Source organism: Gordonibacter sp., assembly GCF_036667095.1.
Lineage (GTDB): Bacteria > Actinomycetota > Coriobacteriia > Coriobacteriales > Eggerthellaceae > Gordonibacter.
This window is the reverse complement of sequence record NZ_JAVWUP010000016.1, coordinates 13945-33221: the sequence shown is the minus strand read 5'-3', so window position 1 is coordinate 33221 and position 19277 is coordinate 13945. Positions and strand designations below refer to the sequence as shown.

Sequence of the window (19277 nt, the reverse complement as noted above, 5' to 3'; positions counted from 1 at the left end):
AAAAAGCCCCTGAGGATATCTTTATTCCCGAAGATGAAACGTATTTCGATAACTACCTGCACGTACAACGTTTGCGGGGGATTGAAGATTAGGCTGTTTTAGGCAAGAGGGTTTCTGGCCTTTAGGGGCTTGCGGGGTGCGTGGAGTCCCCGTGCGAAAACGAGAGGGTGGCTTTTTAGCTGCCCTCTTTCTATATCCAGGCGCAGGGTTTGGACGACGGGAGCCATGAGCACTTCGCCATCGGCGTCGGGGCGGGCACGCAAAAAGCCAGTCAGCACTGCAAACACGCACGCCCACCACCTCTTCCCGAAGCTGGACGTGCGCTCCAGGAACCCTTGGACCCGGCAGACGAGGCCCTGCACGATGATGCAAGAGGACCTGTTTGAGCATATGCCGCGCACCACCCGGGCGATGCAGAGAGGCCCCGGTTTCCCGAGGCCTCTCTCATTGGTTCGTTTTGCAACCGAGAGCCTTATGCAGCGTCGATTGCTTTCAACTGCACCTGGCACCATGCTACATCGGCAGGAAGCGTCGACTTGGAAGCCTCCTCGTCCGACAGCGCAGCCAAGTCGGCCTCGAGGCCAGCCAGCTGGTCGCGAACGGCCCCCGCATCGATAGCGTCCACCGGCAGCGCACGGTCGGCCAAGATGATAACCTTCTCGCCCGTTACCTCTACGTAGCCGCCCTGCAGCGCGAAGCGCTTGGCGTCGCCGTCTTTCTGGTTCTGCACACGCGTCACGCCATCGGCCAGCACCGAAACCAGCGGCACGTGGCCTTGCAGAAAGCCCATCTCGCCTTCGACGCCCGGCACGACCACCATATATGCGTCGTCGGAATACAGCAACGCCTGCGGCGTCACGATGTCGCACACGAGCCCGGCCATTATTCAGCCTTCTGCATCTTGTCGTACGCCTCGTACACGTCCTCGATAGCGCCCTTGTACACAAAGCACTGCTCGGGAATGTGGTCGCACTTGCCGTCGAGTATCTCAGCAAACGAGCGAATGGTGTCTTCCATCTTCACATACTTGCCCGGGTTGCCCGTGAACACCTCGGCCACATGGAACGGCTGGCCCAGGTACTTCTGGATCTTACGGGCGCGGTTCACGACGAGCTTCTGCTCCTCGGAAAGCTCGTCCATGCCGAGGATGGAGATGATGTCCTGCAGATCCTTGTAGTTCTGCAGCACCTCCTGAACACCCAAGGCCACGCGGTAGTGCTCCTCGCCCACGATCTCCGGGTCAAGCGCGCGAGAAGTGGACTCCAGCGGGTCGACGGCCGGATAGATACCCAGCTCGGCGATCGAACGGGACAGAACCGTCTTCGCGTCCAAGTGGGTAAACGTCGTGGCCGGCGCGGGGTCGGTCAAGTCGTCGGCGGGCACGTACACGGCCTGCACCGAGGTGATGGAGCCGGTCTCGGTGGACGTGATGCGCTCCTGCAGGTCGCCCATCTCGGTTGCCAGCGTGGGCTGGTAGCCAACGGCGGAGGGCATGCGGCCGAGAAGTGCGGACACCTCGGAGCCAGCCTGCGTGAAACGGAAGATGTTGTCGATGAACAGCAAAACGTCCTGGCCCTGGTCACGGAAGTACTCGGCCTCCGTCAGACCCGCCAAGCCGACGCGCAGACGCGCTCCGGGGGGCTCGTTCATCTGGCCGTACACAAGGCAAGTCTTGTCGATAACGCCCGACTCGCTCATCTCGATGTACAGGTCGGTACCCTCGCGGGTACGCTCGCCCACACCCGTGAACACCGACGTGCCACCATGCTCTTGGGCCAGGTTGTTAATGAGTTCCTGGATGATAACGGTTTTGCCGACGCCGGCACCGCCGAACAGACCCGTCTTGCCGCCCTTGACGTAAGGCTCGATGAGGTCGACGACCTTGATGCCGGTCTCGAAGATCTCCGTCGTGGTGGTAAGCGTGTCGTAGTCGGGGGCCGGGTGGTGGATGGGCATCCACTCGGCGATCTCGGGCATAGGCTTGCCATCGACAGGCTCGCCGATGACGTTCCAAATGCGGCCCAGGGTGTTCGGACCTACGGGCATCATGATGGGGTTGCCGGTGTCGACGGCCTCAAGGCCGCGCACCATGCCGTCGGTAGACGACATGGCGACGGTGCGCACGAGGTCGCCGGGAAGGTGCGCCTGCACCTCCAGTACCGTCTTCACTTCCCCGATAGGGGTGGTTGCATCTACGGTCAGGGCGTTGTAGATCGCCGGCATTTGATCCGGCGGAAACTCAACGTCGACGACAGCGCCGACAATGCGGACGATGCGCCCAGTCGCGCCCTTGGCCGATGCAGTGTTAGTCTCAGCCATTTATTCCTCCAAAGCCGCAGCGCCGCCGACGATCTCAGAAATCTCGGTCGTGATGGCGCCCTGGCGTACACGGTTATACAGTCTGGTCAGCAGTTCAACCACTTCGTTGGCGTTGTCGGTCGCCGATTTCATCGCAGTACGGCGCGCACCCTGCTCGGCGGCTGCCGAGTCGATGAGCGCATGGTAGATCGTCGTGCGCACGTAGGCCGGCAGCAAGCGGTCAAGCACACCCGCAGCATCCGGCTCGAACACCACATCTCCGGTGAGGGCAGAGGCATGCTCGGTCTCAGCTTGGGCCTCGGGTGACAAGCCCGAATCCGCCAGCAGCACTTCCGTGTCGATCGGTAGCACAAGCTCTTCGCGCAAGGTCTGCTCGGCAGCGTTCTTCGCGTGGTTGTACACTACGATAACCTCGTCGAGCTCGCCTTTCTCATAGCCGTCGATGGCGTAGGCGGCAACAGCAGCTGCTTCATCGACCGTCGGATCGGCCGAGCAGTCCTTGAACTCCAAAACCGGCTCGACCTTGCGGTAGGTGAAATAGCCGCCAGCCTTCTTGCCGCAGGCGACGATCTTTACCTCGGCACCTGCAGCCTGCTTGTCCTTCATAAGGTGCTCGACGTGGCGCAACACGTTGGTGTTGAACCCGCCTGCGAGCCCCCGGTCCGACACGACAGCCACCACGAGCACGTTCTTGACCTCGTCGTGCTTGCGGAGCAAGGCGTTCTCAGATCCGCCCACGCGCTCGGCGACGTTCGCCAGCATCTCCATCATGGATTCGGCATACGGCGTCGCGTTGTCCACGTGCTCGGTGGCACGACGGATTTTCGCAGCAGCAACCATCTCCATGGTACGCGTGATCTGCTTCGTCGAGGAGACGGAGTTGATGCGCCGTTCGATGTCGTGAAGGTTGGGCATGGTTTACCTACCTTTGCGCTGTCGCCGAAAACTGTAGCTTGAACGTCTCAATAGCGGCGCTCAGCTCCGTTTCGATCGCATCGGTAAACTTCTGCTCCTTCACGATGTTCTCGAGGATCTCCGGCTTGGAAGCACGGAGGAACTCGAGTAGCTCGCTGCGAAAACGCACCACGTCGGCAACGGAAACGGTGTCGAGATGGCCATGCCCGCCTGCGTAGATGGAAACAGCCTGCTCTTCGACCGGCATCGGGTTGTAGCGACCCTGCTTCAAAAGCTCGGTCATGCGTGCACCGCGATTGAGCTGGTCCTGCGTGGCTTTGTCCAGATCGCTGCCGAACTGCGTGAACGCCTGCAGCTCGCGGAACGACGCAAGGTCGAGGCGCAGCGAACCGGCAACCTGCTTCATGGCCTTGATCTGCGCGGAACCGCCAACGCGCGACACCGAGATGCCTACGTCGACAGCAGGGCGCTGACCCTGGAAGAACAGGTCGGTCTGCAGGAAGATCTGCCCGTCGGTAATGGAGATGACGTTCGTCGGGATGTAGGCAGACACGTCGCCGGCCTGCGTCTCGATGATGGGAAGCGCCGTCAAGGAGCCCGCACCATTCTCGTCGTTCATCTTCACCGCGCGCTCGAGCAGGCGCGAATGCAGGTAGAACACGTCGCCGGGGTAGGCCTCGCGTCCCGGAGGACGACGCAGCGTCAGCGACATCTGGCGATAGGCGACCGCCTGCTTGGACAGGTCGTCGTAGATGCAAAGCACGTGGCGGCCCGGATTCTCGGCCGTTGCCGGCTTTCCGTCCTCGCCGTTATACATGAAGAACTCGCCGATAGCGGCACCCGCCATAGGGGCGATGTACTGCAGCGGGGCGGAGTCGGATGCCGAGGCGTTCACCACAATGGTGTATTCCATAGCACCGTAGCGCTCGAGCGTCTCGACGATGCCTGCAACCGTGGAGGCCTTTTGGCCAATAGCCACGTAGATGCAGATCATGCCCTTGCCCTTTTGGTTGATGATAGCATCAACCGCAATGGCCGTCTTGCCGGTCTGGCGGTCGCCGATGATAAGCTCGCGCTGGCCGCGGCCGATGGGGATCATCGAGTCGATGGCCAGGATGCCCGTCTGCATGGGCTCGTGCACGGGCTTACGGGCGATAACGCCGGGAGCCTTGAACTCGACGGGGCGCATACCCTCGGGGGTAATGGGGCCCTTGCCGTCGATGGGCATGCCCAGCGCGTTCACGACGCGACCGAGCATTTCCTTGCCCGAGGGGATCTCCACGATACGGCCGGTCGTACGGACCTGGTCGTTTTCCTTGATTGCGGTGACGTCACCGAGGAGCACGGCGCCGACTTCGTCTTCTTCGAGGTTCTGGGCCAAACCGTATACGGTCTTGCCGCTCTGCCCCACGAACTCAAGGAGCTCGCCGGCCATAGCGTCTTTCAGGCCGTCGATACGGGCGATACCGTCGCCGATCTGGATCACGGTGCCGACTTCGCGGGATTCGACGCTCGTATTCAGAGCGTCGAGCTGCTTGCGCAGTGCCTCGTCAATAGACTTTGCGGTGATTTCAGTCACTAGCATTCACCTCCATCTGTTGATAGTTTGAGCACGTTGCGAGCGCTTTCCAGCTGCGTCAGGACACTGGCGTCGATTCGCTTGCCGTTGGCACTCATGAGTATGCCGCCCAAGAGGGACTGGTCGATATGCTCACGCAATACGACATCCGTACCCAAGTCGGCGGCGGTCTTGTTGATGATCAGATCACGCAGCTTGTCGTCGAGTGCCACCACGGTGGTCACGTCCACGACGCTCACGTTGAGCCTGCGCTCGAGCTGATCGTTGTAGCTTTCCCACACACGCGTGATCAACGCGCCATCGCCACGCTCGGCCATGACGGCCAGCACATCGACGAGAACCGGGTTGCACTCTGCAAACACGCCGCGCACAACCTGGGTGCGCTGCTCGGCCGTGTAGGAGGAGGTATCCTCCAACATGGTCGAGAGGTCCATGCTCGAACGCGTGGCCCGCAGAATGTCCTCGAGCTGATCGCGCACTTCAAGCACGGCGCTCTGCCCGCCGGCCTCGTAAGCGCCGTCCAGCAGGACCGACGCGTACGTGGCGACTTCTTCTCTTACGACGTGGCGATTAATTGGCATTGAAACTGCCCGCCTCGTTCACGTAGCGCTCGATGATCTTACGGTGCTCATCGTCGCTCAGGTCCTCGCCGACAAGGCGCGAGGCCACGGCGATGGACGTATCGGCCACTGAACCTTGCAGCTCGGCAATGGCGGCCTTTTTCTCGGTCTCAATGGCCGCGCGGGCCTTCTCGACCATGTTGGCAGCCTCGGTCTGGGCCTTGTCGGTAATGTCGGCCTTCACCGCTTCGCCGGTCTTTTTGGCATCGGCGATGATCTGAGCAGCCTGCGACTTGGCTTCTTGCAGCTGGCGCTTGTACTCCTCGAGCATACGTTCGCTCTCAATGCGGGCCGCCTCGGACTTCTCAAGGGAGTCCTTGATCGTGTTCTCGCGCTTCTCCAGCATGGCATTGAACTTGGGCCAGCCGAACTTTGCGAGAACAACCCACAGGAGGATGAAGATGATGAGCATGGGGATAAATTCCGCCATGTCCGGCAAAATGGCGCTGATGCCGCCCTTCTCCTCACTAGCGAACGCGAGCGCGGGAAAAGCAAACGTCATGCCCGATGCGGCACACGCGGCAAGCCCGATACGGGCCGATGCTTTCTTCGCTCTTGCTTTCACGTACGTACCTCCTTTAGGCCTTTATACGGCACTAGATTCCGAATAAGGGCTCGGTTACACAATGAAGGTAAGAACGAAGCCGATGAGGCCAAGAGCCTCAGCGAGGGCAGCGCCGATGATGAAGTTCGTGAACAGACGTCCCTGCAGTTCGGGCTGACGAGCGGTCGCGACGCAGCAGCCGTAGCAGGCGATGCCGATGCCAAGGCCAGGGCCGATGGTCGACAGGCCGTAGCCGACGAGCTTCAGGGCCGCGAGAGCGAGTGTAATCTCCACAATTTCCTCCTTTTACCGTTCCCGAGCCTACCCCGGAGAACTTTGGACAACCTGTTTATGTACCAACCAGCCGTGGAATAGCCGGATAGAACCGATGTTGCGCGTCCTTACAGACGCTGCCGCGCGAGGCGGCGGATGCCTCCTAGTGGTCGGACGTAGCCAGACCGATGTAGACCGCGCTCAGGATGGTGAACACGTAGGCCTGCAAGAAGGCGACCAGTATCTCCAGTGCATACATAGCGAACAGGAACAGCATCCACGCGATGGAGATGCCGCCGACCGCTACGCCCGCACCCTGGATGGCAGACTCGATGAACACCGTAGTGAGCAAGGCGAAGATACCCAGCACCATATGGCCGGCGAACATGTTGCCGTAGAGTCGCACGGCCAGCGTGAGCACACGCAGCACCGTGGAGAACAGCTCAAGGAACCACACGATGGGCACCATGACGATCGGGAGGCCAGAGGGTGCGAACGACTTCAGATAGCCGCCCAAGCCCTTGGACTTGATGCCCCAGAAGATGAAGTAGATAAACGATACCGCCGCCAAGGCCCAGGTAATGCTCAAAGATCCGGTAGGCGTTTTGAAGCCCGGCACAAGGCCGACGAAATTGCTGATGAGGATGAAGAAGAACATCGTGCACAAAAACGGCAGGTGCTTCTTGTAGCCGTGTCCGATGGCGCTCTCCCCCATGTCCTTTTTCACGAACTCGTAGCCGTACTCGACCATATGGGCAAACTTGTTCGTGGGAACCAACGTCAAGCGCTTTGCCGCCGTCATCACCACGATAAGCGTGATAACGAAGCAGATGATCATCCACAGCACATACTGCGTCATGCCGAACGGCGCCGAGCCGAACACGAAGGTCGGATCAAACGATTCCTTCAGATGGGGAACCTCGGCTGCGAGTGTCTCAAGAGGATTCACGTGTCTTACCTTTCCATCCTACTTACGCACAAATGTATACACGCCATAGCCGATGGCAGCTGCGACCAGCACCGCTGCTTCAGCTAAGACGAAGGGCACCGCGCTTTCGCGCGCAAGGACCACGCAGGCGATCGCAGCAAGGAAAAGGACGATGAACGACAACAGCACGCCAAGCATAAGAGCGCCTGCATGGCCTAGATTGCTGGTGTCGGTCACCCGCCTCGTCATACGCAACCCGAGAAACAACGGCAGCACGCCCACTGCCCCGGAAAGCGCCCCTAGCAAAATTGCGAGTATCATAGCCTGCTTTCGATCTGCGCGGTTTTTACACGCGCCCAACTTAACCGGTTCGTATGATAACGGAACTTGCTGACTAACTAACGAGAAGGTAACGAAAACTTACATTTTTCGGGTGAGTGGATGGATAAAACCGGCAGAAAACTGAATAAAGCACGGGCACTTCTGCATGAAACCGTATAATGCAAGGCAATTCGGCGCAACGAGGGAGAACGCCCCTCGGTCACCTTCATAATGCCGCTTCAGAAAGGGAAAAAGCGGCGCTGGCGCGCCGCCTTTCCTCCTACTCGCCGTACACGCGCAGTTTGATATCCGTCTCGGCAAGCATAGACATGGCCAGTTCGTCGGGATACGGGTTCGCGTACACGATTTCCTCGATGCCAGCGTTGATGAGCATCTTGGCGCACACTACGCAGGGTTGCGTGGTGATGTAGATAGATGCGCCCGTGATGTTGATGCCGTAGCGCGCCGCCTGGATGATGGCATTCTGCTCGGCATGGAGTCCACGGCATATCTCATGGCGCTGCCCGCTGGGCACGCCGAGTTGCTGGCGCAGGCAGCCGGCCTCGGCGCAGTGCGCAAGACCGGTAGGCACGCCGTTGTAGCCCGTTGCCAGGATACGGCGGTCCTTCACGATGACGGCACCCACGCCACGGCGCAGGCACGTCGTGCGCGTGGCCACCTCGCGGGCCAGCTTCATGAAGTATTCGTCCCAGCTGGGACGGCTGTCGGGCTGCGGTGCATCCAAATCCATGCGCGCTCCTTACTTGGTGCCGAAGATACGGTCGCCGGCATCGCCTAGGCCGGGTACGATATAAGCGTGGTCGTTCAGGCACTCGTCGACGGCACAGGTGTAGATCTGCACGCCCGGATCGGCGGCGAGGACCGCCTCTATGCCCTCGGGGGCGGCGACCAGCACCACGAGCTTGATGTTCTTCACGCCGCGCTTCCGCAGGTACTGAATGGCTGTCACAGCCGAGCCGCCGGTGGCAAGCATGGGGTCCACCACCAGCACGTCGCGCTGGGCGATGCTGTCGGGCATCTTGGCGTAGTACTCGTGCGGCTCGTGGGTCTCGGGGTCGCGGTACGTGCCCAGATGGCCTACGAACGTGGAGGGCATGAGCTCCTGGAGGCCCTCCACCATGCCGAGACCGGCACGCAAGATAGGAACGATGACCATCTTCTTGCCGGCGACTTGCTTGCACGTGGTCTTGCAGATGGGCGTTTCCACCTCGACGTCCTCCAACGCCAGATCACGCGTAGCCTCGTAGCCCTCGAACAGGGCAAGTTCGCGCACAAGAGCGCGGAAGTCTTTGGACGACGTGTCTTTGCTGCGCAGCTTCGACAGCTTGTGCTGCACCATCGGATGGTCGACGACGGTTACGCGATCGTAGCGCATAGGTACAGCCTTCTTTCCTAGTAATCCAACTCGGAGTAGAGCGGATGGGCGGCCAGCAGGGCGGCTACCTTGGTGCGGATGTCGGCGAGCTTCGCGTCGCTTTCGGCATTGAACACCGTAGCGGCGATAAGCTGGCCCACTTCATAGAAGTCGTCGGCAGTGAAGCCGCGAGTCGTTGCCGCCGCCGAACCCACGCGGATGCCGCTGGTAACAAACGGGCTGCGCGGCTCGTTGGGGATGGAGTTCTTGTTCACGGTAAGACCGACGCTCTCCAGCAGCTTCTCGGCATCCTTACCCGTGACATCGGCGGGCGTGAGGTCCACGAGGCACAGGTGGTTGTCGGTGCCGCCGGACACCAGGCGCAGACCCCCGTCCATCATGCCGGCGCCCAGCGTGCGGGCGTTCTCCACCACGTGATCGATGTAGTCTTTGTAGGCCGGCTGCTGCGCCTCGCCGAAGGCCACAGCCTTGCCCGCGATGACGTGCATGAGCGGGCCGCCCTGCGTGCCGGGGAACACGGCCTTGTCGATCTTCTTGGCAATGCCCTCGTCGTTCGAGAGAATGAAGCCGCCGCGCGGGCCGCGCAGCGTCTTGTGGCTGGTGGACGTGACCACGTCGGCGTAGGGCACGGGGCTCGGGTGTGCGCCCGTGGCCACAAGGCCGGCAATGTGGGCCATGTCCACCATGAAGTACGCGCCCACCTCGTGCGCGATAGCGGCCATGCGCTCGAAGTCGATGATGCGCGGATAGGCGCTGGCACCGCCTACTATGAGCTTGGGCCGCACGTCCTTGGCAATGCGCTCCACCTCGTCGTAGTCGATGGTCTCGGTCTCGGCGTCCACGCCGTAGCTGGCAAAGTTATAGTGGCGACCCGAGAAGTTCACCGGCGAGCCGTGCGTGAGGTGCCCGCCCTCGGCTAGGCTCATGCCCAGCACCGTGTCGCCCAACCCGATCAGGGCCTCGTAGGCGCCCAGGTTCGCGTTTGCACCGCAATGGGGCTGCACGTTGGCAAAGTTCGAGCCGAACAGCGCGCAGGCGCGGTCGCGTGCCAGGTCTTCCACGATGTCGACCTTCTCGCAGCCGCCGTAGTAGCGCTTGCGGGGATAGCCCTCGGCGTACTTGTTCGTGAGCACGCTGCCCACGGCTTCCATGACGGCAAGCGACGTGAAGTTCTCAGACGCGATGAGCTCGACGGAGTCGCGCTCGCGGGCAAGTTCCTGGCGCAGCACGTCGGCAACGGCGGCATCGGCCTGGGACAGGTAGGTCAAGGGCATGAGGGCTTCCTTTCGCAGGTTCATACAGAGTGCGCTTATGCTAGCACAAAGGCGCGGGCGCCGAGGAGTTTGCGGGCTACTTGCTTTCGAGAGCGGCGATCTTTGCCACGCGATCTGCATGGCGCCCGCCGCCGAAATCGGTAGACAGGAACGCATCTAGGATGGCGCGGTTCACCGCCTCGTCGACGAAACGGGCCGACACCGTAACAATGTTCGCGTCGTTGTGCTCGCGCGCGAGCGCCGCAAACTCGGGCGTGACCACGTTCGCGGCCCGGATGCCGTCCACCTTGTTCGCCGCCACCGCCATGCCGATACCCGTGCCGCACACCAGCACGCCGCGCTCGGCCATGCCGTCGGCAACGTCGCGCGCAACCAGCTCGGCAAAGTCCGGATAGTCAACCCTCTCGTCGGTGGCGGGCCCACGGTCAATTACGTCATGGCCCCGTTCGCGCAGATACGCGGCAAGCGGCTGCTTCTGGCAGAAACCCGCGTGGTCACTTGCAATGCTGATCTTCATTTGGTGCCTTTCTCCGAGCTTTCTCTTTCCTACAACCTTCCGCGCCGCTCGACAAAACAACGCGATCCCTAGCTCATCGTGCGCTGTACGGCTCGCTTCCATCCGGCCAAAAGCTCTGCATGGCGGGCATCCTCCATGCAAGGTTCGTACACCGCATCCGTTGAGCGCAGATCGCACAGACGGCCCGCGTCCTTCCAGAAGCCCGTGGACAAACCGGCCAAATAGGCCGCGCCCAGCGCTGTCGTCTCCGTATTCTGGGGACGATGCAGAGGCGTGCGCAAGAGGTCGCTTTGGAACTGCATGAGAAAATCGTTCGCCGAGGCACCGCCGTCCACCTTCAGCACGCTTAAGGCCCGGCCCGCGTCAGCCTCCATGGCTTGTGCCAAGTCGTACACTTGGTAGGCCAGCGACTCGACGGCGGCGCGCACGATATGCGCCCGGCTCGTGCCGCGCGTGAGGCCGTAGATGGCGCCGCGCGCGTCGGCATCCCAGTACGGGGCTCCAAGGCCGGTGAACGCCGGCACCACGTACACGCCGCCAGCACTCTCTACGCTGCGCGCCAACGCGGAAGTCTCGGACACGTCGCCGATCAGGCCCAGCTCGTCGCGCAGCCACTGCATAAGCGCCCCCGCCATGAACACGCTACCCTCGAGCGCGTACTCGGGATGCGGGGTGCCGGGAGCCGATGCGGCGATGGTCGTAACCAGGTTGTGGGTGGACCGACACGCCTCGGCTCCCGTATGCATGAGCAGAAAGCAGCCGGTGCCGTACGTGTTCTTGGCCTGGCCGGCCTCGAAGCAGCACTGCCCGAACAAGGCGGCCTGCTGATCGCCCGCCACGCCGCGGATGGGGATGCCCGGAGCGATGCCGGGGTTTGCCGTCTGGCCGAAATCGCCCGACGAGGGGCGCACTTCGGGCAAGAGCGAGGCGGGGATGCCGAACAGGTCCAGCAACCAAGGGTCCCAGCGCATCTCGTGAATGTTATAGAGCATGGTGCGGCTGGCATTCGTCACATCGGTGGCATGCACGCGACCGTTCGTGAGCACCCAGACCAGCCAGCTGTCCACGGTGCCGAAGGCGAGCCTGCCTGCCTCAGCGTCCTCACGCGCGCCGGGCACGTGGTCCAGCAGCCACTTGATCTTACTAGCCGAGAAGTACGCATCGGGCACAAGCCCCGTCTTGTCGGCGATAGCGCGAACCGTGTCGGCGCTGCCGCACAGCTCCTCGATGATGGGAGCCGTGCGGCGGCACTGCCATACGATGGCATTCGCCACGGGCTGGCCTGTCTCGCGGTTCCACAGCACCGTGGTCTCGCGCTGGTTCGTGATGCCGATACTGTCGATGTCGGAGGGTTCCAAGGAACGGCACACCATGAGCTCGGTGAGTGCAGACAGCTGCGAGGACAGGATGTCGCGCGGGTCGTGCTCCACCCAGCCGGGATGCGGATATATCTGGGGGAACGTGTTCTGCACCGCATCGACGATGCAGCCCGCAGCGTCGACGAGCATGGCGCGCGACGACGTGGTGCCCTGATCAAGCGCTATGACGTAGGACGCGTGCATGCGTGCTCCTCCATCCATCGGGCCACGTCGGCATACACTCGGTCGTGTCCCGGTTCGTTCAATATCTCGTGGCGCATGCCCTCGTACAGGATGACATCCACCTGCGCCACGCCGGCCTGGCGCAGGTGTTCGGCAGCGGCACGCACCCCTTTGCCGCACCCGCCCACCGGATCCTCGGCTCCCGACACGAACAGCAGGGGCAGGTCATGCGGCACCTTTGCGGCGCATGCACGCGTGGCTATCTCGCCGGTCAGCTCGGTCAGCGCCGCGTATCCGCCTACCGAGAACATGAACCCGCACTGCTCGTCGGCGATGTAGGCGTCCACGACGGCCGGGTCAGTAGATATCCAGTCGAATTCCGTGCGCGCGCCCTCGACCTGCTTGGAGTACGCACCAGCGCCCATGTTGTGCAGCAGCGGACTTTTGGCATCCTCACCCTTCGACGCGGCGATGCGGCGTGCCAGGAAGTTACCCCCTTTCGACAGCGCAAGAGGCTGCTGCCCGGTACCGCAGAGGACAGCGGCGGCCAGCCCCTCGGCGTAGCGCGCAAGGTAGGCACGCACGACGAAGCTTCCCATAGAGTGGCCGAACAGGATATAGGGCGTCTGCCGCGCATAGCGGGCCGCCACAGTCTTGCGCAATTCGTGCACATCCTCGATAAGCGTGTCCTTGCCGCCTTGCGCAGGCAGACAGCCGTAGCGATCGGACGAAGGTGCGCTTTTGCCGTGGCCGATATGGTCGTGAGCGCATACCACGTAGCCCTGCCCTGCCAGGAAGCGAGCAAAATCGTCGTAGCGGCCGATGTATTCGGCCATACCGTGCACGATCTGCACGATGCCGCGCGGAGCTGCGCTCGCCGCCCCCTCGGGAATCCAGACCATGCCTTTGATCTGCGTTGTGCCGTCATACGACAGGAAACCGACCGATGAAACGGATGTCGCTGCAACCATATGCGCCCTCCCAAGCTCGTAGGTTTCCCTCCATTATAGCGCGAGCGCACAACAGGGCCTCTCGCCATCTCAACCCGTTACCCAGCAGGGGCGAGCACGCACCTTCAACATCAGAGGCCCGGCGCTTCTGAAGCAGAAGGGAAACGTTAGCCGAGCGGCGGAATAACGGCACCTGCGCGAACGATAACGGGGGGAATCTGCGTGCAGTCCACAACGGTAGAGGCTACACCGCTTTTTCCCGAATCGTCTGCATCGGCGACCAGCGCCGCAGCGCGAGAGACGACCAGGGGATCGAGCGCTTCGACCGTGCAAGGGGCCTTGTGTCCCGACAGGTTCGCCGACGTGGTGGCAAGCGGCTCGCCCGCCGCCTGCACGAGCGCAAGCGCGGTGGCGTTGTCGGGCATGCGCAGGCCGATGGTTCCCGCAGCGGAGCGAAATGGCACGGGCACGGCGGCCCCGGCCTTCACGATAAGGGTAAGCGGCCCCGGCCAATACGCCCGAGCCAGACGATAGGCCACGTCAGGCACATCCGACCCGTAACGCTCGAGATCGCCGGCCCCTCCCACCAGCCAGGCAATGGGTTTGCCCCGGTCGCGCTCCTTCAGGTCGTAGAGTGCTTGCGGGCTTCCCGCAGCTCCCACGGCCACGCCGACACCGTATACGGTATCGGTGGGGAAAACGACCGCGTGGCCGCGCCTGAGCGCTGCGGCTGCTTGTTCGATAGTGCTCATCTGCGGTTCCCTGTCGCCTCGTTGTGCTGAGCGGCCATCTGCCAGAGCCGACACTCCGGCCCTGCACGGCCGCGCGTATACAGCGGTCCCTCTTGGTTCGACGACCTATCTTAGCAGATGAAGTCTCTCATGACGTAGCAGTTCCTGCCTGCGTTCTTGGCCTCGTAGAGGGCGGCATCGGCCTGCTCGAGCAGCACTTCGGCATCATGGCAGGCGGGTTGCCAAAAACAGCACCCCAGGCTGATAGCCGTACCGAGGATCTCGCTGTCCGCGGTCACCTTGATACGGGAAATCTCGCGCAGCAAGCGAGCGTACCACTGCTCGAGTTCGTGCCGCCCCATCACACCTAGCTGCACCATGAACTCGTCGCCGCCATAGCGCCCCACGATGCCGCCTTCGGGCATGAGGTCCCGCACACGGGAAACAATGGCTTCCAGCACCAGGTCGCCCGCCTTGTGGCCATGGGCATCGTTCACTTCTTTGAAGTGGTCGACGTCGAACAGGCCCAAGCCGAACGTGTCGCCTTCCCGCAGGTCGGCCATGCGGGCCTTCAGCATTTGCATGAAATTGATACGGCTGGAAGCACCCGTAAGCGGGTCGAAGTAGGCCAGCTGCTGCAGCTTGCGGTTTATCTCCAGCGTACTTTGAAGCTCGCGCAGATCGCGGCAGTAGCTTGCAATCTGGTAACCGTCCGAGCCGTCGCTGATAGGCACGAGCGTCAGCTCCGAGGGAATGGGCTCGCCGTCGATAGTATGGTACATCCACTCCGAGACCGAATGCCCGCTCTCCAAAGCCTCTTTCACCATCTCGCGGATTTTCTCCACGCTGCTGCGCCCGTCGGGCTGTTTGGGCGGGAACAGGTCGGTATAGTAATGCTCGCGGACCGCGGCCTCGTCGGGAAGCCGGAACATCTTCGCCGCCTGCTCGTTGCACTCCAGCAGCTCGCCGACATCCGTCCAGAACATACAACCCAAAGGCAACGATCGCACAAGAGCGTCCAGGCGCTTGGCAGACTCCCGCGCACTGCGCTCGGCCTCCAACTGGGAACGCATATCGCGCGTGTATCCGGCTACGACGTAGTCGCCTTGGTACTGCAGACGCACGAGCGTGACCTCGGAGGGGATGGGCTCGCCGTCGGGCGTGCAGTGCATCCATTCGAATACGTAGCGACCGCGGGCGAAGGCTTCGTCGATGACCTGGCGTACCTTGTCCGAAGTGAGCGTTCCGTCGGGCTGGCGCTCCGGCGACAGGTCGAAGAAATGGTCGAGGTACGTGCCCTTATCGTCGATGTCGAACAGATTCAGGGCTTCCTGATTGCACTCGATGTTCTGGTAGTCGCGGTTCCACAGGCTCACGAACAGCGGCGAGGCACCCAGCAGCAGTTTCACGCGTTCACTGGCGCTGCGCTCCAACTGTTCAGCAGCGAGCTGCGGGCGAAGGTCGCGTGCGTAGCCGGCCACGACGTCCTCGCCTGGGGTGCTCAACCGCACGAGGGTGATCTCCGTGGGCAGCACGCAGCCGGTGGAAGTAAGGTGCGTCCACCGAAACGCACAGGACCCCTCCCGAAGCGCCTTTGCAAGATAACGGAACGCCTCCTCAGCAGAAGAGCTGCCGTCTGGCTGGAATTCCGGAGAGAACCGGAAGAACCGTTCGGTGTATTCCTCACGGGTGCCCACCTCGAACAAGCGCAGGGCTTCCTGATTGCAGTCGATGCAGTTCGACCGGCTGTCGAACAGGGTCACGCACAAGGGGGTGGCATCCATCATCATGCGGAGAACAGACTGGTCTCCCCCGTGGTCGAACGGGATAGCGGCAGCTGACGATTCGGACGGGAGGTCCGTATCGGGTACTGCGGTATCGAGATTGTCGTCCATATAGCCGTCCCCATGAAGAAGAAGCGCAGCCCGCAAGAAGAGTACCCTCATTATTCCACGAATGCGCCGCCCCTGCAGGAAGATTCTTGGCAAATCGACCCCCGTGAGAAAATCGCGCGCAAAGGGTCGAAAAGAGGGCCGAAAACAGCGAGGGCGGGCTGCCACGAGGAGGCGGCAGGCAATCCAGAGACGGCACCGAGCACCGTCGCGCAGGCGATGCCGCAACGGCGGGCAGTGCGCGGCGTCACGCTCAGACGAGGTCGTACTTGCGCTTGATGCGCTCGAGCTTCTTGCGCCAAGGCCCGTAGAGTGCGGCGAGGAACGCGACGGTGGCCGCCCCGTGCATCGCATCGAAGGGGGCAGCGGCCGCGTAGGCCAAAAGTGCGCCTTCCCAAGTGAGCGGGTTCACGAAGCCGACGACATGCCACGAGTTCAGCAACAGGCCGTACAGCAGCGCCGAGAGGAAGCCATAGACGTAGACGACCCAGCGGCGTTCGAAGGCGCCCTGTTCGGCCAATACCCCCGCAAGGTATCCTACCAGCCCCCATGCGTACATCTGCCATGGCGTCCACGGGCCCTGGCCGAAGAAGAAGTTCGACACGAGCGCCGCCAAAGCTCCCACCATAAAGCCGCTGCGCCGCCCGAATACGACACCCGCAATGATGCAGATGGCCGACACCGGTTTGAAATCAGGGACGGGCGCGAACAGTATGCGGCCCGCAGCACCGAGCGCGCCGAGCACTACCGTGGGCATGATCTGGCGCAAGGAGGGCTTCGATGCCTCGAAGCCAGCAAAGAACACGGCTACGGCGCACAGGACCACCACGAGCGTGAGCAGGGCCGTCTGCTCGACCTGGAAGAGGGCGCACAAGATCAGCGCAGCGGGGGCGGCCACCAAGGCGGGCGCTTCCAGGGCGCAGAGGATGCGGGCGACCGGGGTGCGGACGGGCTCGTCATTCATGCAAGCCATCCTGCTCCGCCGTCCCTTCAGCATCCCAAAGCGCCAAGAAGCCGTCGGGTGCCGGACGGTAGAAGAGGTTTCGCTGGAAAAAGGCAGAGGCGGTTTCGGTGCAGGCTGCTTCGCCGTCGAACAGCATGGACACGCGATCTGCCACGCGCGAAGCGAACGCCAGATCGTGTGTGACCAGCACGATCGTTGCCCCCTCGCGCGCGCAAGCGCCGAGCAGGCGCGCCACCTCCAACTTGGACGTTGCGTCGAGACCCTTCGTCGGCTCGTCGAGCAGCACCAAGCGCGGGCGGGTAAGCAGCACTTTCGCCAGCGCCAACTTCTGCTGCTGGCCGCCGGAAAGGTCGTAGGGGTGGTTGCCCACCGCATCGGCCAAGCCGAACTGACACAGCGCCCGCTCCACCTCGAGCTCGCCGTAGCCGCACCGCTGCTGCCATTCGGCAAGCTCCTCACGCACGGAGTCGCAGACGAACAGGGCCTTGGGGTCCTGCGGCAGCAGCGCCTGCTCGTTCGAGCACGCGTTGCGCGTACGCCCGCGCTCTGGTTTCAGCACACCCGCCAAGACGCGCAGCAACGTCGACTTGCCACAGCCGTTCCCGCCCACTATCGCATGGATGCTGCCTGCGGGCACCTCTAAGTCGGCTCCGCGCAAAACCCAGTCGCCCTCGCGCGAGTAGCGGAAGAAGACGTCGCAGCACTCGAGGACAGGACGGTCGCCGTCCTTCGCCGAGGCCGAGGACGCGTCGTTGCCTGGAACGTCGGCGACCGTTCCCGCAAACGAGAACCGCTCGAGCGGCACCTTGCACAGGCACCCCCCCTCCAGTTCGAAGGCATCCGTAGCGTACGCCGCTACGGACTCGGGCGCATGGGTGGCCACCACCACCGTGATGCCCAGCTCGCGATTGATGCGGAACAGCGCATGCAGGAAGTTCTTCTCGGCCACCGGGTCCAGCTGCGCCGTAGGCTCGTCGAGCAGCAGCAGGCGCGGCTGCATGGCCAGAACAGCCGCAAGCGTGACCATTTGCTTTTGGCCACCGGAAAGAGCGTCAGTGCTGCGCCTGATCCACGGCTCGATGCCAAAGAAGTGCGCAACCTCGGCCACCCGGCGGCGCATGGCGTCGGGTGGCGTGCCCAGGTTCTCCAGCCCGAAGGCCAGCTCGTGCCACACGGTGTCGCAGACTATCTGGTTCTCCGGGCTTTGTGCCACATACCCGATACCAGCGGCCGAGCCGCCGTCGCGCCACGCTTGAGAGGAGCGGCCGAACACAGCGAGGCGCCCCTTTCGCTTGCCTGCGGGTGCCGTCTCGGGCTTGAGGGAGCGCAGGAGCGTGGTCTTGCCGCTGCCGGTACCGCCCACCAGTAGCGCAAAAGAGCCGGCTTCGACCGTCCACGACAAGTTTTCCAACACCGGCTCCCGATCGGGATAGCCGAACCCGAACCCCTCCGCATCGATGGCGAGGGAGGGTGCGCTTTTCATTACCGCCTCCATCGGATGTCCTCTCCCACCTGTGCTGCCAGAGGCAAGAGCAGCAGCGCCAGATAGGGCAGATAGCCCCACCAAACCGTGCATGCGCTCATAGTCGGATAGAACGAGAACTGCGAGCAGGCTGTCCATGCCAGAAACGCGTTCGCCGCCACGAGTACCGCAATCACCGCGAGGGCTGCGGCGTCTCGCGCGCGGAAGCGATGGCGCCGATACGTGGTGCGCTTTGCCCGAGCGCCCCAGCCACGTGCTTTCATGGCATCGGCAGTTTCCAGTGAGTCCTCCATGCTCCACCCCATCAACACCGACACCTGCCTCAGGCGGGATGCGCCCTTCTCCTTGATCGACTCGGGCCGCGCCGCACTCGTGGCGCGCTGCACGGCATCGATCTCGGAGCCACGCCTCACCTGCTGCGGCACGAGCCGCATAGTCATAGACAGCACGAGCGCAAGCGTGGGCGCAACGTTGCCGAACAGCGACATGACCTTATCGGACGTGAGAACCTGCGAGGCGTTCGAGAACCAGAGCATGGCTGCGACCAGCATGATACCCATGCACAGGCCGAACGCCAAGCTCTCCAGGTACACGGCACGCAGGCCGAGGCGGAACAGTTCGGTGGAGCCCGAGGCGCTGAACAGCGGGTTCGCCAACGTCACAATAAGAAGCAGCGGCAACTGCCAGGTGAGGCTGCGCAGTGCAGCGCGCCATCCGCGCAGGTAGGCGCTGTAGGTGAATCCGGCAAAGGCGCCGAGTACCAGATATACCGGCTGGAATGCCGCCATGCAGAACACCAGCACTGCGGTGAAATACAGCAGTGCAACGGCAGGATGGTACCGATCGAACGCCGTCGGATTCATGCGGACACCCGCCTACGCACGAACGCGCAAGAGCAGGAAAAAGACGGACCGACGAGACGCGCCTCGCCTAGGCGTGCACGGTAAGCACGACCGACGCGATAAGGGCGATTGCCCCCACCAGAGCTATTGCGGCCAAGGCAACGGCCAACTTCGGACTGAACGCCATG

The 19277-nt window shown here is 62.7% G+C and carries 20 protein-coding genes; all 20 read right to left on the bottom strand.

The annotated features are described in order from the left end of the window. Positions 1-472 precede the first annotated feature (472 nt). The 20 genes from atpC to RR842_RS03100 all read right to left on the bottom strand — a co-directional run bounded on the left by atpC (position 473) and on the right by RR842_RS03100 (position 19110). A complete protein-coding gene (gene atpC, locus RR842_RS03195; protein WP_332514561.1) occupies positions 473-883 on the bottom strand; it encodes an ATP synthase F1 subunit epsilon in 411 nt (136 codons plus the stop codon). Then, entirely contained in the window at positions 883-2319 is a 1437-nt protein-coding gene (atpD, locus tag RR842_RS03190) for a F0F1 ATP synthase subunit beta (RefSeq protein ID WP_332514564.1), read from the bottom strand. The genes atpC and atpD overlap by 1 nt, the downstream gene beginning before the upstream one ends. After that, positions 2320-3234 carry an ATP synthase F1 subunit gamma gene (atpG, locus tag RR842_RS03185; RefSeq protein ID WP_332514566.1) on the bottom strand — a complete coding sequence of 305 codons (915 nt, stop codon included), beginning with the start codon at positions 3232-3234 and terminating at the stop codon, positions 2320-2322. It abuts the gene before it with no gap. Between the two features lie 7 nt (positions 3235-3241). Further along, the gene (gene atpA, locus RR842_RS03180; RefSeq protein WP_332553692.1) at positions 3242-4819 is read right to left on the bottom strand and encodes a F0F1 ATP synthase subunit alpha; all 1578 of its coding nucleotides are present in this window, start codon (positions 4817-4819) and stop codon (positions 3242-3244) included. Then, the gene (locus RR842_RS03175) at positions 4813-5394 is read right to left on the bottom strand and encodes a F0F1 ATP synthase subunit delta (RefSeq protein ID WP_332512665.1); all 582 of its coding nucleotides are present in this window, start codon (positions 5392-5394) and stop codon (positions 4813-4815) included. Before RR842_RS03175 ends, atpA begins: the two co-directional genes overlap by 7 nt. Continuing rightward, positions 5384-5998: a F0F1 ATP synthase subunit B gene (gene atpF / locus RR842_RS03170; RefSeq protein WP_332512666.1), complete on the bottom strand. Its 615-nt coding sequence runs from the start codon at positions 5996-5998 to the stop codon at positions 5384-5386. The genes RR842_RS03175 and atpF overlap by 11 nt, the downstream gene beginning before the upstream one ends. Before the next feature lie 54 nt (positions 5999-6052). Next, entirely contained in the window at positions 6053-6271 is a 219-nt protein-coding gene (atpE, locus tag RR842_RS03165; protein ID WP_009304825.1) for an ATP synthase F0 subunit C, read from the bottom strand. Positions 6272-6413: 142 nt separating this feature from the next. Then, on the bottom strand, positions 6414-7199 hold the full coding sequence (gene atpB / locus RR842_RS03160; protein WP_332512667.1) for a F0F1 ATP synthase subunit A: 786 nt from the start codon (positions 7197-7199) through the stop codon (positions 6414-6416). A gap of 18 nt (positions 7200-7217) precedes the next feature. Continuing rightward, positions 7218-7499: a hypothetical protein gene (locus RR842_RS03155; protein ID WP_332512669.1), complete on the bottom strand. Its 282-nt coding sequence runs from the start codon at positions 7497-7499 to the stop codon at positions 7218-7220. A 280-nt stretch (positions 7500-7779) separates the two neighbouring features. Beyond that, positions 7780-8250: a cytidine/deoxycytidylate deaminase family protein gene (locus RR842_RS03150; protein ID WP_332512671.1), complete on the bottom strand. Its 471-nt coding sequence runs from the start codon at positions 8248-8250 to the stop codon at positions 7780-7782. Between the two features lie 9 nt (positions 8251-8259). Further along, entirely contained in the window at positions 8260-8895 is a 636-nt protein-coding gene (gene upp / locus RR842_RS03145; RefSeq protein WP_332512672.1) for a uracil phosphoribosyltransferase, read from the bottom strand. A gap of 17 nt (positions 8896-8912) precedes the next feature. Further along, positions 8913-10169, bottom strand: a complete 1257-nt coding sequence (glyA, locus tag RR842_RS03140; protein ID WP_332521197.1) for a serine hydroxymethyltransferase — start codon at positions 10167-10169, stop codon at positions 8913-8915. A 76-nt stretch (positions 10170-10245) separates the two neighbouring features. Further along, the gene (gene rpiB / locus RR842_RS03135; protein WP_332512674.1) at positions 10246-10686 is read right to left on the bottom strand and encodes a ribose 5-phosphate isomerase B; all 441 of its coding nucleotides are present in this window, start codon (positions 10684-10686) and stop codon (positions 10246-10248) included. Between the two features lie 68 nt (positions 10687-10754). Continuing rightward, complete coding sequence (gene glpK / locus RR842_RS03130) at positions 10755-12248, bottom strand: glycerol kinase GlpK (protein WP_332517876.1); 1494 nt, start codon at positions 12246-12248, stop codon at positions 10755-10757. Next, positions 12227-13198 (bottom strand): lysophospholipase, encoded by a 972-nt coding sequence (locus RR842_RS03125; RefSeq protein WP_332512677.1) that lies wholly within the window; start codon positions 13196-13198, stop codon positions 12227-12229. The genes glpK and RR842_RS03125 overlap by 22 nt, the downstream gene beginning before the upstream one ends. 146 nt (positions 13199-13344) lie before the next feature. Beyond that, a complete protein-coding gene (locus tag RR842_RS03120) occupies positions 13345-13929 on the bottom strand; it encodes an L-threonylcarbamoyladenylate synthase (protein WP_332521198.1) in 585 nt (194 codons plus the stop codon). Positions 13930-14039: 110 nt separating this feature from the next. Beyond that, on the bottom strand, positions 14040-15803 hold the full coding sequence (locus tag RR842_RS03115; RefSeq protein ID WP_332553689.1) for a diguanylate cyclase: 1764 nt from the start codon (positions 15801-15803) through the stop codon (positions 14040-14042). A 250-nt stretch (positions 15804-16053) separates the two neighbouring features. After that, positions 16054-16764 carry an ECF transporter S component gene (locus tag RR842_RS03110; protein ID WP_332512683.1) on the bottom strand — a complete coding sequence of 237 codons (711 nt, stop codon included), beginning with the start codon at positions 16762-16764 and terminating at the stop codon, positions 16054-16056. Beyond that, the gene (locus RR842_RS03105) at positions 16757-18247 is read right to left on the bottom strand and encodes an ATP-binding cassette domain-containing protein (protein ID WP_332728960.1); all 1491 of its coding nucleotides are present in this window, start codon (positions 18245-18247) and stop codon (positions 16757-16759) included. Before RR842_RS03105 ends, RR842_RS03110 begins: the two co-directional genes overlap by 8 nt. Next, positions 18247-19110, bottom strand: coding sequence for an energy-coupling factor transporter transmembrane component T (locus RR842_RS03100; protein ID WP_332512687.1), 864 nt, complete (start codon positions 19108-19110; stop codon positions 18247-18249). The genes RR842_RS03105 and RR842_RS03100 overlap by 1 nt, the downstream gene beginning before the upstream one ends. Positions 19111-19277: the final 167 nt, after the last annotated feature.

What these genes read in the sequence shown, in the direction of transcription:
- RR842_RS03175 (WP_332512665.1), bottom strand. Translation starts at nt 5,394, where the DNA reads ATGCCAATTAATCGCCACGTCGTAAGAGAAGAAGTCGCCACGTACGCG.
- RR842_RS03110 (WP_332512683.1), bottom strand. Translation starts at nt 16,764, where the DNA reads ATGAATGACGAGCCCGTCCGCACCCCGGTCGCCCGCATCCTCTGCGCC.
- atpD (WP_332514564.1), bottom strand. Translation starts at nt 2,319, where the DNA reads ATGGCTGAGACTAACACTGCATCGGCCAAGGGCGCGACTGGGCGCATC.
- RR842_RS03115 (WP_332553689.1), bottom strand. Translation starts at nt 15,803, where the DNA reads ATGGACGACAATCTCGATACCGCAGTACCCGATACGGACCTCCCGTCC.
- atpA (WP_332553692.1), bottom strand. Translation starts at nt 4,819, where the DNA reads ATGCTAGTGACTGAAATCACCGCAAAGTCTATTGACGAGGCACTGCGC.
- atpC (WP_332514561.1), bottom strand. Translation starts at nt 883, where the DNA reads ATGGCCGGGCTCGTGTGCGACATCGTGACGCCGCAGGCGTTGCTGTAT.
- glyA (WP_332521197.1), bottom strand. Translation starts at nt 10,169, where the DNA reads ATGCCCTTGACCTACCTGTCCCAGGCCGATGCCGCCGTTGCCGACGTG.
- RR842_RS03155 (WP_332512669.1), bottom strand. Translation starts at nt 7,499, where the DNA reads ATGATACTCGCAATTTTGCTAGGGGCGCTTTCCGGGGCAGTGGGCGTG.
- RR842_RS03125 (WP_332512677.1), bottom strand. Translation starts at nt 13,198, where the DNA reads ATGGTTGCAGCGACATCCGTTTCATCGGTCGGTTTCCTGTCGTATGAC.
- RR842_RS03100 (WP_332512687.1), bottom strand. Translation starts at nt 19,110, where the DNA reads ATGAATCCGACGGCGTTCGATCGGTACCATCCTGCCGTTGCACTGCTG.
- RR842_RS03105 (WP_332728960.1), bottom strand. Translation starts at nt 18,247, where the DNA reads ATGAAAAGCGCACCCTCCCTCGCCATCGATGCGGAGGGGTTCGGGTTC.
- upp (WP_332512672.1), bottom strand. Translation starts at nt 8,895, where the DNA reads ATGCGCTACGATCGCGTAACCGTCGTCGACCATCCGATGGTGCAGCAC.
- glpK (WP_332517876.1), bottom strand. Translation starts at nt 12,248, where the DNA reads ATGCACGCGTCCTACGTCATAGCGCTTGATCAGGGCACCACGTCGTCG.
- atpG (WP_332514566.1), bottom strand. Translation starts at nt 3,234, where the DNA reads ATGCCCAACCTTCACGACATCGAACGGCGCATCAACTCCGTCTCCTCG.
- RR842_RS03150 (WP_332512671.1), bottom strand. Translation starts at nt 8,250, where the DNA reads ATGGATTTGGATGCACCGCAGCCCGACAGCCGTCCCAGCTGGGACGAA.
- rpiB (WP_332512674.1), bottom strand. Translation starts at nt 10,686, where the DNA reads ATGAAGATCAGCATTGCAAGTGACCACGCGGGTTTCTGCCAGAAGCAG.
- RR842_RS03120 (WP_332521198.1), bottom strand. Translation starts at nt 13,929, where the DNA reads ATGAGCACTATCGAACAAGCAGCCGCAGCGCTCAGGCGCGGCCACGCG.